Raw genomic sequence first — 11,719 nt, 5'->3', positions numbered from 1 at the left:
CCGCATCCGTTGCTTTGGGGGAACGCCGTTGCGGAGCGCAGGAGCCGGCCCCACACTCGACCACACGACCAGGGGTGCCCTTGATGCCGCTGGAGTTCATGCTCGAGCTGTCGCAGGGTGAGCTGCCCCGAACGGTGGATGACGCCCGGGGCATCGACTGTGTGCGCGTGTTGGCGGCCGCAGCCTTGGTGCAGGCGCTGCTCCCCGAGGTGGATGCCAGGGTGCAGAGCGCCCAGGTGCTGGCCATCACGGCCGAGGGGAGGGCGGCGCTGCGCAAGGCCTACCCGGAGCGGGATTTCCGGTTCCTCACCGGCCATGCCAGGGGTACTCCCCCTGCGATGTCGCTGTTTCCGCGCTGGCTGCCTGCACTGCCGGGGCGCGGCAGCGTACCCTTGCGCGATGCGGCCGACAGCGAGATCGGTGGCATCGGCTGAGGAAGGTGCCCCGCATTGCCCAATGAAGCCCGACGGGCCAGGCACCGGGGCCTGCCCACGGCATGCCGGCAAGAGAAAAATGGAACGAACACAGCGAGTGGAGCCTGAGAAGAGGCCCGCCGCCGCGTGGCACTTGGCTGTGCGCGCGCTGGATGGAGGGTTCCGGGCGCGGCGCCTTGATTGGCACGGTGGGGCGGGCGGGTTGGCTGGCTGCATGCAGGGGGCAGGCCTGTCGATGCGTGAGGCCTCCGTACGCCGGTGCAAGGCAGCCATCACCCAACGGTTCACTCACCCACTCACTCGCGGTTGCTCATTCCTTTGCCGAAATACGCCGTGGACAGGCCCTGGTGGCCCGCATCCGCCGGTGCCGCCCACCTGCAGAGGGCGGGCACCAGCGGCTTTCTTCAGTCCTTGGCTTTGCTGCCAGGGGCCGACGCAGTGGCGCTGCTGCCGGTGCCGCCGGCCTGCGGGGTCTTGCTGGTGCTGCCGGTCGAGGCGGTCTGTGTGACCTGGCCGGACTGGTTGGAGCCGCGCAGGCCTTCGTTGCGGCTGCGCATGCTGCGCCAGGTGTTGAACTCGTCGGAGAACTTCTGGTAGCGCTCGCTGCGCCAGGAGTCATAGTCTTCGTCCAGCAGGCGCAACTGCTCCTGGCGCCAGGCGGCGTACTCGGGGTCGTGGCGTTGCTGCGGGCTGCTGCGGTACTGCTGGCCGTTGCCCTGCTGGCGGCCGTAGCTGCTGCCGCCATGGTCACGGTACCCGCCATAGGCGTCCTGGTGGCGGTGGTCCCAGCGGTCGCCGCCGTCCTGCGGACCGTCCAGGCCGTAGCCGCCGTCCGGGCGGCCGTCGTAGCCATAACCGTAGCTGCGGCCCTGGCGGTTGCCGTAGCGGTCGCTGTGGCTCTGGTCGCCATGGCCTGGGTCGCGGCCATAGCCGCCATAGCCTTCGCGGGCCCAGCCATCGGGGCGGTTCAGGCGGGCGCGCTCGTCGGTGCCATAGCCGCCACCGCCATACTGCTGTTGCCGAAAGCGCTGTTCCGATTCGTGGGGGGCATAGCCGCCGATGTCGGGGCTGTGCGCACCGTAGCCAAAGCCGCCGGCGTCGTCGTTGTTATTGCTGCTGTTGCGGTAGCCGCCCTGGTCCTGGCCCTGGTAGCGGTCGCGGCCATCCCAGGCGCGTGCGCCCTGGTAGGCGCCTTGGTAGCCTGGTCCGTCGCGCCGGCCGCCATAGGCTTCGTTGCGGTCCGTGCGGTGGTCCAGAGGCACGGAATGGCGGGTGCGCAGGTCTTCGTCGCGGTTCAGGTCGGGATGGTCGCTGCCATCGCGGTTCATTCCGTGGCGCGAAAAGCCACTGTCGTCACTGTCTCGGTATCCCATAGTCTTGCTCCTTGGCGAGTGGGGGGCGCGGTGGCCCGGTGAACTGCGGCCCGCATGCCGCTGCGCCGCGCGAGGGCGATCACGCCCTTGCGTGCTGGGTTTTGTGCGGGCCGCAGAACCGGGTGTGCGTCATCCCGTCAATGCTGGTTCTTTGCAGAGCGCTGGTTCGACGACTCACCCTGTTGGCCACCTTGCTGGCGGCTGGCCTCGTTGTGCTGCTGGCCTGGCTGGTTCTGCTGGCGGTTGCCCGTGCTCTGCTCCTGCTGGCGTTCGCCCGAGGGCTTGCGTTGCGGGTTGCTGCTGTCGTCCTGGTACTGGTTGCTGCCTTGGGGGTTGTTTTTGGGCATATACGTTCTCCTGTTGAGGTGAAAACATTGCACACGACGACCGTGTGTGACTCCATTTTTTGGCGCGGGGGCAGGCTGCCCTGTAGGTCTTGTCCTATGCGCCGGTCGGAAAATCGCCCACGGCGGTAAGCAGATGCACGGGCTGTATCCACGGGGTGCGCCAGCCTCCGAGATGTAAGCCGCGTGAGCAGGCGCAAGGCTTGGGAGGCCGTTTGGGGGCGGCATGGCGACCGGAAAAATCGGTGCCGGTCTTTGGGGTGCCGTCCTACAAACGCGGCTGCCGGCCGGCCCCTACCATGGCTGCGCCGTGAGGGGTGCTGTGACCCCGGATCGGCGTCTCTCCCTCGTGACCATCGCGAGTTGGGCCCGCCGGCGTGCGGGCCCTTTTTTTGGGTGCGCCACGGGGCGCGCAATGGTCCCGCAATGGCTTACTCGTCGCGCAGGCATTGTTGGACACCCGGCCAGCGGGGTCTTGCTACCATGGTGGCATCCGGGCCTTACCGGAAAAAGCAGCCCCTTTGGGATCCAGCCCCGTATGCACATGTCGTCAGCCGTTTTCAGATTCACCCGCGATGGGCGCGAATCGCACAGCACCATGATCAGCGCGACCACCGACGCGATGAGCGTCGTGCTCGTCTGGCAGGCGCTGGGGCCGGGCCGCAGGCACGAGGTGCTGGACGACCGCGGCGAAGAGTTCATGGTGGCGCGCCTCACCTACCCGGCGGACCAGGCAGCGCAGGCCATCAACGACCTGGACGAGCAGTGCGACACGCACGGGGTGCTGCGCGAGGATGTGCCCGGGGGCTGACCAATTCCCACCCGCGCAATGCTGCGCGAAGCGGCTCAGGAAGTGCCGGCGCCCCCGTCAAGCATCTGCCGCACCCGGTGCGCGAGCTGCACCACGTCGAAGGGCTTGGTGAGGATGGCCATGCCATCCTCCATGAGGCCGTTGCCCACGGCGGCGTTCTCGGCGTAGCCGGTGATGAACAGTACCTTGAGGCCCGGGCGCACGCTGCGGCCGGCATCGGCCACCTGGCGGCCGTTGAGGCCGCCGGGCAGGCCCACGTCGGTGACCAGCAGGTCGATGCGCTCGGTGCCCTGCAGCAGGTGCAGGCCGGTGGGGCCGCTGTCGGCCAGCAGCACGCGGTAGCCGGCTTCGGCCCGCACCTCGCTGACCAGCGCGCGGATGTTCTCTTCGTCCTCGATCACCAGCACCGTCTCGCCCGCGCCGGGCGTGAGCGCGTCGGGGGCCGGGCCGGCGTCGTGCTCGGCGGCACTGCCCTGGTGGCGCGGCAGGTACAGGGCCATCGTGGTGCCCTGGCCTGGGGCCGATTGCACGCGCACCTGGCCGCCCGACTGGCGCACGAATCCATACACCATCGACAGCCCCAGGCCCGTGCCCTGGCCCAGCGGTTTGGTGGTGACGAAGGGGTCGAAGATGCGCTGCACCAGCTCGGGCGGCATGCCGGCGCCGGTGTCGGCCACGCTGAGCACCAGGTACTCGCCGGGCGGCAGTTCAAGTTCGCGGGCGCTGCGCTCGTCCAGCACCTGGTTGGCCGTGGCGATGGCCAGGCGCCCGCCCTGGGGCATCATGGCGTCGCGCGCGTTGATGCACAGGTTGAGCAGTGCATTCTCAAGCTGTGAGGGGTCGATGCGGGCGGCCCACAGGTCGGGCGCGGCGGCCACCCGCAGCTCCACCGTGGGGCCCACGGTGCGGGCGATCAGGTCCTGCATGCCGGCCACCAGGCGGTTCACGTCCACCGGGCGCGGGTCCAGCGTCTGGCGGCGCGAGAAGGCCAAGAGGCGCTGCGTGAGGCTGGCGGCGCTGCGCACCGAGCGCTCGCACATCTCGACGTAGCGCTCCATGCCCTCGCGCCGGCCCTTGGCCATGTGCATCTTCATGACCTGCAGGCTGCCGCTCATGGCGGCCAGCAGGTTGTTGAAGTCGTGCGCGATGCCGCCCGTGAGCTGGCCCACGGCCTCCATCTTCTGGGCCTGGCGCAGGGCCTCTTGCGCTTCGTCGAAGGCGGCCTGCTGGCGCAGCTTGTCGGTGATGTCCACCCCTGTGGCGAAGGCACCGATCTGCGTGCCGTCGGCCGCGCGCAGCACCTCGAACTTGAGCTCGTACTGGCGCACGGCGATGGCCGGGTTGCCGAAACGGCCCTGCACGGTGAACGACTCGCCCGCCATGGCACGCTGCCACAGCGCCAGCGCCTCCCTGGCGTCGGCTCCGGCGCCGGCCAGCAGGGCCGGCAGGCTGTCGCCCAGGGCCGGGCGCACGCCGTACACGCGCTCGAACTCGTCGGCATTGGCCTGATTGGTGGCCAGGAAGCGGTAGTCCCGGTCCAGCACCTGGATGAAGGCGTCGGTGGTCTGCACGATGGTGGCCAGCACGTCACGTTCGGCCGTGCGCTCGGCCAGCGCCGCGGCATGGTCCTTTTCGTCCTGCACGTCGCGGGTGATGCAGTAGACCAGGCCCTCCTCGGGCACGGCCACCCATGACAGCCAGCGCCAGCCGCCGGCCTTTGCGCGGTAGCGGTTCTCGAAGCGCAGCACGGGCAGGCCGCGTTCGCTGGCATCGGCCCAGGCGCGCTCGCTGGAGGCCAGGTCGTCGGGGTGCACCAGATCGCGATAGCCCATGCGCTGCATCTCCTCCTCGGTCCAGCCCAGGGTGCGTTCCCAGGCGGGGTTGGCGGCCTCGAAATGCCCGCTGGCGTTGATCACGCACAGCAGCTCGGGGCTCACGGCCCAGGCGCGCCCGCGCGACAGGGTGCGCTCGATCACCTGGCGCTCCAGGTCGGCGTTGAGCGCGCGCAGCCGCGCCTCGCTGGCCTGCGCGGCGGCCTGGGCCTGCACGCGCTCGGTCACATCGTAGCCGCCGACGAAGATGCCGTGGATGCTTCCGCCCTCATCGCGCATGGCTTCGTAGAGGATGTCGATATGGCGCTCGTTGGCCTCGCCCTGCAGCTGGATGGGCATGGCCGAGGCCTGCATGGGCTCGCCAGTGGCGTACACGCGGTCCAGCATTTCATAGTAGCCCTGGCCCCTGAGTTCGGGGAACACCTCACGCACGGTGCGGCCGAGGAAGTCGCGCGGGCCCGAGATCTTGACGTAGGCATCGTTCACGTACTCGAAGCGGTGCTCCGGCCCCATGAGCACGCCCACGAAGCCGGGCATCTGCTGCAGCAGGCGCTGCTGGCGCGCCCGTTCGGAGCGGGCCTTGCGCTCGGCCAGCACCTTGTCGGTGGTCTCGACCACCGTGTCGAGCATGGCCACGATGGCGCCGTGCTCATCGAACCAGGGGCTGTAGCAGAAGGTGAAGAAGGCTTCTTCCCGGGCCGCGCCGCCGCGGTCGATGCGCATCTCAAAGTCTTCGATGAAGGTGGACTCGCCCGCCAGGGCCTTCTCGGCAATCGGCTTGAGGCCGTCCCAGGCCTCGGACCAGGTCACGCGCAGCGGCTGGCCGAGCGCCTCGCCCTTGCCCCCGAGAATGGTGTGGTAGCCATCGTTATAGATGGCGATGAGGTCCGCCCCCCAGAACAGGCAGGCGGGAAAGTCGGACGCGAGCAGCATGTCCACCGCGATGCGCAGCGAAGCCGGCCAATGTGCGATGGGCCCCAGCGGCGTGGTGGACCAGTCGAATGCGCGGATGCGCGCGCCCATGGCGCCACCGCCAGCCTGGAATGCAGAAGATCGATGCGGGTGGGGTTTTATCGGGTCGGCTGGCATGCGGTCACGAGGATAACCGGACGACAGCGCGCAAGTTTGTCAGCCATCGCCTCATTGCACCCAGCGGAACGGCACGGTCTTGACCCCATCGCCATTCCACGCCGACACGGTGCCGGTGACCTCGCGTCCGGCCGGCGTTTCCTTCGCCTGGATCAGGCTCAGGTGGTAGCGGTAGCCATCGCCATTGGCCGCGCGCGCCTCGCCAATGGCGCGGGCCGCCGCATCGGTGTGCTGCAGGGCCATGCTGGCGCCGGCCAGCAGCACGGCGATGCCCGCGCCCATGGCGATGGGCCAGCGCGTGCTGCGTGCCTTGACGCCGGCGGCGGCCATCGCTTCGCGCACCGGCGGTGCACCCAGCTCGCGTGCCAGCCACAGCATCAGCGCCACGGTGAACACCAGCAGCACGCCGCCGAGCGCGGCCAGGGCTGCATGCGCCTGGACCATGGCGAGCGTGAGGCCCGGCGGCTGCAGCAACGGCGAGACCAGCACCACGGCGGCCAGCAGCGCCAGCATCGAAATCGCCATGCGCCGCACGATGGAGGCCGCACGCAGGCTGCCGCGCAAGAGGAAGATGCCGCCGGCCACCGAGACGATGTTGAAGCTCGACACCTAGGGCCCGTCGAGCGCCAGGCAGATGAGCCAGGCGGCGATATCGATGCCGCCCACGATGAGCAGGGCCAGGCCGGTGCGGTGCAGGTAGGGGCGGTGGGGGGTGTCGAAGGGCATGGCAGCAGCGCAGTTTTACCAGGCGCCAGTCTACGTCGTTGCGGCTGCTGAGCGGCTGGGAGCGAGCGCCTGGACAGGAGGCGGTCGGGCTTGAAAATCGTCGGCGCCAACGCCCGAGAAACCGGCCTGGCCGGGTATTGCCTTCGGCGCCCGGTGGCCCATCCCGGGTTTGCCGGAATTGCGCCGCGATCCCCGATTTTCGAACGTTCCGCTTGGATTCCTTCTGCTGCACGCTCTCCTGGCAGATCGCCCATGCGGTGGTGTATTGCCGGGCGCCGACCTCACAGAACCCCTTTGCCCAGCAAAGCCAGCTGCATCAACGCGACGGTCATGGCGCTCCACGCAATGGCGCCCGCCAATATGCCGCCGTGGGCCAGGCCCAGTGTCAGGCGCGACAACGGCCACGCCAGCAGGGGGACCGCCTGCATCGAATGTACCCCCCAAAAGTGCGCTATGCGCAGGTCTCCGATGTCCGTGCGCCAACCTGTCAGCGGCAAACCTGCCTGGGCGTCTTTCACGACCTGGACGAATGGCCCACGGTACTGGCCTAGGGCAGATCCGGTGTAGCCAGCCAGCACAAACATCAGCACGAAGCCCAGGCCGATGGCCAGCAACATGGGCTCGCGCTGCGAGGGTGCAAGGCGGTACCAGCGCCAAAGCGCCACAGCCCCTATCCATGCGCTTGCACCCACCAGCACAGAGGCACCACCCGCCATGAGGCTGGCGCCCACGCTCTCCAGTGGCGTTGCGCGGTTGAAATGGGAGGGTACCCCGCGCGCACCTTGCACCGTGATGTAGACCACCTCGAACAGCACGGTGATGGCCAGCGAAACGACCAGCACCTTGTGGCCTGGCAGCGCCACGCCGCAATGGCGCTGCATCCACGCCATGGCCCAGACGATGGTGAGCAAGTGCAGCGCGATGGAGAGTTGGAACTTGAGCGGCTTGGCCCACACATTGGCAGTCCACGCCAGATCGCCCACCGTGCGGTGGTCTATTTGCCCCATCAATGACGTAGGCAGCGCCATGGCCAGCAGTGCCAGAATCAGCCAAAACAGCGCGGGTGTGGTGTGTTCAAGCGTGCGTAGGTTCATGGGGGCCTCCGTGGGATGGCGTGTGCCGGGCGATTCATTGCAGCGGGTGTGAGGTGAACTGTCGCCGAATTTGTTTGCGTTTTTCAATGCATAAATGCAACGCAAGATTGCGATTTTGTGCATACGCAGCGTACCGCTGCGTTCCCAGAATCCAAGGCTTCACAACCACTTTGATGGAGCTTTTCATGACCCCTGTTGCCTTGAACCCCGCCCTTGCTCGCAGCGCCGGCTGGCTGGCCATCGTGCATGCGCTGATGTTCTTCATTCCACTGGGTGTGCTGGGTGCGGCCATCGGCTGGCCAGCCAACCTGGACCTGCCGGCCTCGCACAACTTGCCGCTGCTGCTGAGCGAGTCGGTCAGCGTGAAGCTGGGCTACAGCGTCTACTTGCTGTACTCCATCCTGTTCTGGCCCGCCGTGCTGCTGATCACCCGCGCGCTGAGCAGCCGAGAGGGCGGCTCCGTGCTGCTGCAGCTTGCGGCAGGCTTTGCGCTGGTGTCTACGCTTGCGCGCTGCCTGGGCATCGTGCGGTGGCTCTCGGTGATGCCCGCTCTGGCCACCCAGTACAGCGGTGCCGACGCCGGCTTGCAGACCACCATCGGCGTGGTCTACGACGCCTTCAACGCTTACGCCGGGCGCACCGGCGAAGTGCTGGGCGTGTTCCTGTTTGCCGCCCTCTGCGTGTGGCTGCTGTCGCTGGCCCTGTGGCGCCACTCCGACATGCCGCGCTGGCTCGCGGTGATGGGCATGGCCACGGCATTGGGGCTGAGCGTGCTGGCGCTGGAGCTGTTCGGCCTTGACCTTTCGGCCTTCATTGCACCGTTTTCCATTCTCTACATGGCGTGGATGGTGTGCCTGGGCACAGTGCTGATCCGCCGCGCCAAGCGCTGAGGGGGACGTTGCCATGAACAACGCTACCAACGCTCCAGACCGTTCGCTTCATATGATCTTCGGCACCGGGCCTGCCGCCTGCTGGACCGCGCGGGCGCTGCGCGCCCGAGGTGTGCCGGTGCTGGCGGTCAACCGCAGTGGCCAGCGCCCTGGCCTGATGCCGGCCGATGTCCACATCTTGCGCGCTGACCTCATGGACCGCCGCCAGGCGGTGGATGTGGCCCGGGGTGCGGCGGTGGTGTACCAGGCCCTGGGACCAGCGTACAGCGAGTGGGCCCAGCGGTTCCCCGTGCTGCAGGCGCACACCGTGGAGGCGGCCCAGGTGGCGGGCGCGCGCTACGTGGCGCTGGAAAATCTCTACATGATGGATGCGGACAGCACCATCACCGAAACCAGCCGGGTTGCGCCAAGCTCTGCCAAGGGCGCCGTTCGCCTGGAGATGCACGAACGATTGCGGGCATTGCACCAGGCCGGTGATCTGTGCATCGTGGCCCTGCGCGCCAGCGACTACTACGGCCCGGGCGTGCGTACCTCCATCATGGGGGAGCGCGTGTTTTCCCGGCTGGTGGCGGGCAAGGCCGCCCAGGTGATGGGCCGCACCGACCAGCCGCACAGCCTGGCATTCATCGCAGATGTGGGTGATGCGATGGCCACGCTGGGCTGCAGCACCGACGCCGCGCTGTGGGGCCGGGCCTGGTTGGCCCCGCATGCGCCACCCGCCACACAGGCCGAGGTGATCGCGATGGCCTGCCGCCTATTGGACCAGCCCACGAAGCTGTCGGCGTTGCCGGGGTGGGCGCTGCCTCTGATCGGCCTGTTCAACGCTGATGCCCGGGCCAGCGTGGAGATGCAGTACCAAGTGCTGAAGCCCTTTGTTGTGGATGGGCAGCACAGTCAGCGAGCACTGGGGCTGACCGCCACGCCGCTCATCGACGGACTCACCCAGACCCTGGCCTGGTACCAGGCGCAACAGGTTGCGCTGAACCTCAGGAGCCCAACGACTTGAGCGCCTGCGCGAGGTAGTCCGCCACCACACGCAGACGCGGCTGCTGGCGCAGCTCCTTGTGGGTGACCAGCCACACCGGAAAGCGCCCGGGCTGGACTTCGGTGAGCACTTCGCTGACGAGGGCCTCGCGTTGGGCCACCACCTTCAGGCTGGATGCAATGCCCAGGCCGGAGCGGGCCATCTGCCAGGCGCTGGCGTGGTCGCTGCACGCGCACACGATGCAGTCACCCAACTGGGGCAGGCCGGATTTTGCAAAACCCTCTCGCAGCGGATGCTGGGGCGACACGTCGATGAACCGGTGGCGCAATAACTGCTGCGGATCCATGCGCGGCGTGCCATGACGCGCCAGATAGGCGTGGCTGGCGTAGAGGCCCAGATCGAACCATGCCACCCGTTTGGCGATCAGCTCGCTGTGCACCGGCTGCGTGAGCCGGATGGCGATATCTGCCTCGCGCTTGTGCAGGTTGCTGAGCGAATCGACAGCCACCACCTCGAAATGGATGCCGGGCTGCAGGCTGTGCAGCACGCCGAGCAGGTCGGGCAGGATGAAGTTGGCAATGGTCACGCTGGCGCTGATGCGAACCACCCCTTTCAGACCGGTGTCCTTGGCGGCCACCCCCAGGCTAAGTTGGTGCATGGCGCCGTGCATGGCTTGGGCTGGCGCCAGGAACTGCTGCGCGGGCAGGGTGGGCTGCATGCCCTGGCGGCTGCGCACAAAAAGTTCGATGCCCAGGTGTTTCTCCAGCGCCGCGATGTGCCGGCTCACGGTGGCCGCATTGGTCTGCAGGCGCTGGGCGGCAGCAGCCAGGGAGCCTTGTTCGGCAACCGCCACAAAGCTCTTGATCCAGTCCCAGGACATTCGGTGCAGTGGGTCCATCGGTGGTGTGCGTGGCCGGGCAGGTCTCAGGTCCGGGGGTGGCTAAGGGCTTGCTGCCGGAGCAGCGGCAGCGCCAGTCGGACCGCCCGGCGAAAAGGAGAGTACAAATGGGCTTTGGTAGTGAAGACCCATGGCTCCGCCATGGGACCAAAAGACGGTGAAAAATCCACCGCTGCGGCCGTGTTGCAGCCGATGCTTCTCAAGCTGGACAGCCTCCTGGGAGTTTTCCTGGGCAGCCCAGCGCTGGAGCGTGTGGTCACGCGCGTGAGCCGCATGGAGTGCTTGCAGAAAAAGAACTCGACACGGTGGCACAGTTCTTCTCTGCGGATCGACCTAGTTGCCTTCAGCATGGCGACAGCCTGCGGCTTAATCTGCTGGCTTGGCAGCAGCCTTGCCGTCGCCGCGCGGCTTGCGCGCATGGGGCGCTGCCGCAGCCTTGGCGGTTGCGGCCGTGGCCGTCTTCCTGGACCTTGACGGTGCGGGCTCTGCAGCAGGTGCGTCGGCCTGCGCAGCGGCTGGCTTGCGTCCGCCACTGCTGCTGCCCTTACGCGGTGCCGATGCCGCACGGCGGCGGGGTGCAGGGGCGGCTGCGTCAACGCTGTCCGCAGCGTCGCCCAGAGCGTCTACCATCGCAGCGGCTGCTGCCTCGGCACGCTCGTCGGCGGCCACTGCATTGTCTGCTGCTTCGTCGCGGTAGGGCTGTTGTGCTTGAGCAGGCGCTGGCACCGCTGCCGGCGCTGGCTGGGTGAAGTAGCTCGTGCGGGCCTGGCGCTCGGCTGGCGCGTCGTCGCGCTGGTGGTCCGTGCGGTCTGTCTGCTGCTGGTTGTGCCGCACGTTCGCATGCTGTTGCGTCGCGCCGGATGGGGTGGAGCCTTCACCACGGCGCCCACGCGAGCGGTCGCCACGCCCACCGCCGCCGTCGCCGCTGCCGCCAGGGGCATGGGACAGCTCTGCCACGGCGTGGAAGTCATGGCGCTGGTTGCCCGCCGCGTTGCTTTGGCGTTCGGCGGGTGCGGCATCGCTGCGGACCACAGGTTCGAGCCCTTCGCCGGCCACTGCACCCAGGCCGCGGAACACGTATGCACCAGACCGCTCGTCGCGGCCAAACTCCATCAGCCCACGCGCCTGCGCCTCTTCGAGCAGGTTGCCGAAGGTGCGAAAGCCGTAGTAGCTCTCGCTGAAATCGGGCCGGCGGCGCTTGATCGCCTCCTTGAGCACCGAGGCCCAGATCTTGCCGCTGTCG

The 11,719-nt window shown here is 68.1% G+C and carries 11 protein-coding genes; 4 read left to right on the top strand and 7 right to left on the bottom strand.

The features are described 5' to 3' along the window. The coding region (locus tag ACK59X_RS07460; RefSeq protein WP_409956258.1) for a hypothetical protein at nt 1–434 on the top strand (434 nt) is incomplete at its 5' end. Between the two features lie 404 nt (nt 435–838). Here ACK59X_RS07460 and ACK59X_RS07455 read toward each other — a convergent pair. Both ACK59X_RS07455 and ACK59X_RS07450 read right to left on the bottom strand, forming a co-directional pair. Beyond that, nucleotides 839–1,807, bottom strand: coding sequence for a hypothetical protein (locus tag ACK59X_RS07455; protein ID WP_409956257.1), 969 nt, complete (start codon nt 1,805–1,807; stop codon nt 839–841). Between the two features lie 137 nt (nt 1,808–1,944). Beyond that, nucleotides 1,945–2,154, bottom strand: coding sequence for a hypothetical protein (locus tag ACK59X_RS07450; RefSeq protein WP_409956256.1), 210 nt, complete (start codon nt 2,152–2,154; stop codon nt 1,945–1,947). 595 nt (nt 2,155–2,749) lie between these two features. Here ACK59X_RS07450 and ACK59X_RS07445 point away from each other — a divergent pair. After that, a complete protein-coding gene (locus ACK59X_RS07445; RefSeq protein ID WP_409956255.1) occupies nt 2,750–2,962 on the top strand; it encodes a hypothetical protein in 213 nt (70 codons plus the stop codon). Nucleotides 2,963–2,997: 35 nt separating this feature from the next. Here ACK59X_RS07445 and ACK59X_RS07440 read toward each other — a convergent pair whose 3' ends face one another. The 3 genes from ACK59X_RS07440 to ACK59X_RS07430 form a co-directional block, all read right to left on the bottom strand. Further along, nucleotides 2,998–5,817 (bottom strand): PAS domain-containing protein, encoded by a 2,820-nt coding sequence (locus ACK59X_RS07440; RefSeq protein ID WP_409956254.1) that lies wholly within the window; start codon nt 5,815–5,817, stop codon nt 2,998–3,000. 117 nt (nt 5,818–5,934) lie between these two features. Next, nucleotides 5,935–6,492 (bottom strand): hypothetical protein, encoded by a 558-nt coding sequence (locus ACK59X_RS07435; RefSeq protein ID WP_409956253.1) that lies wholly within the window; start codon nt 6,490–6,492, stop codon nt 5,935–5,937. A 398-nt stretch (nt 6,493–6,890) separates the two neighbouring features. Then, nucleotides 6,891–7,703, bottom strand: coding sequence for a hypothetical protein (locus ACK59X_RS07430; protein ID WP_409956252.1), 813 nt, complete (start codon nt 7,701–7,703; stop codon nt 6,891–6,893). 185 nt (nt 7,704–7,888) lie between these two features. Here ACK59X_RS07430 and ACK59X_RS07425 point away from each other — a divergent pair, with 185 nt between their 5' ends. Both ACK59X_RS07425 and ACK59X_RS07420 read left to right on the top strand, forming a co-directional pair. After that, entirely contained in the window at nt 7,889–8,593 is a 705-nt protein-coding gene (locus ACK59X_RS07425; RefSeq protein WP_409956251.1) for a DUF4386 family protein, read from the top strand. A 13-nt stretch (nt 8,594–8,606) separates the two neighbouring features. Beyond that, nucleotides 8,607–9,599 carry an NAD-dependent epimerase/dehydratase family protein gene (locus ACK59X_RS07420; RefSeq protein ID WP_409956250.1) on the top strand — a complete coding sequence of 331 codons (993 nt, stop codon included), beginning with the start codon at nt 8,607–8,609 and terminating at the stop codon, nt 9,597–9,599. On the opposite strand, the gene ACK59X_RS07415 is transcribed toward ACK59X_RS07420, so the two are convergent. After that, on the bottom strand, nt 9,580–10,476 hold the full coding sequence (locus ACK59X_RS07415) for a LysR family transcriptional regulator (protein ID WP_409956249.1): 897 nt from the start codon (nt 10,474–10,476) through the stop codon (nt 9,580–9,582). The two genes, ACK59X_RS07420 and ACK59X_RS07415, sit on opposite strands and share 20 nt — an antisense overlap. A 366-nt stretch (nt 10,477–10,842) precedes the next feature. Beyond that, on the bottom strand, nt 10,843–11,719 hold an 877-nt coding region (locus ACK59X_RS07410), incomplete at its 5' end, for an OST-HTH/LOTUS domain-containing protein (RefSeq protein ID WP_409956248.1).

The organism is Acidovorax sp. (genome assembly GCF_046339755.1).
In the GTDB taxonomy this organism is placed as follows: domain Bacteria; phylum Pseudomonadota; class Gammaproteobacteria; order Burkholderiales; family Burkholderiaceae_C; genus Acidovorax.
Note: the sequence above shows the minus strand (reverse complement) of the source record. Positions and strands in the feature narration are given on the sequence as shown.

What these genes read in the sequence shown, in the direction of transcription:
- ACK59X_RS07455 (WP_409956257.1), bottom strand. Translation starts at nt 1,807, where the DNA reads ATGGGATACCGAGACAGTGACGACAGTGGCTTTTCGCGCCACGGAATG.
- ACK59X_RS07450 (WP_409956256.1), bottom strand. Translation starts at nt 2,154, where the DNA reads ATGCCCAAAAACAACCCCCAAGGCAGCAACCAGTACCAGGACGACAGC.
- ACK59X_RS07445 (WP_409956255.1), top strand. Translation starts at nt 2,750, where the DNA reads ATGATCAGCGCGACCACCGACGCGATGAGCGTCGTGCTCGTCTGGCAG.
- ACK59X_RS07440 (WP_409956254.1), bottom strand. Translation starts at nt 5,817, where the DNA reads ATGGGCGCGCGCATCCGCGCATTCGACTGGTCCACCACGCCGCTGGGG.
- ACK59X_RS07430 (WP_409956252.1), bottom strand. Translation starts at nt 7,703, where the DNA reads ATGAACCTACGCACGCTTGAACACACCACACCCGCGCTGTTTTGGCTG.
- ACK59X_RS07425 (WP_409956251.1), top strand. Translation starts at nt 7,889, where the DNA reads ATGACCCCTGTTGCCTTGAACCCCGCCCTTGCTCGCAGCGCCGGCTGG.
- ACK59X_RS07420 (WP_409956250.1), top strand. Translation starts at nt 8,607, where the DNA reads ATGAACAACGCTACCAACGCTCCAGACCGTTCGCTTCATATGATCTTC.
- ACK59X_RS07415 (WP_409956249.1), bottom strand. Translation starts at nt 10,476, where the DNA reads ATGGACCCACTGCACCGAATGTCCTGGGACTGGATCAAGAGCTTTGTG.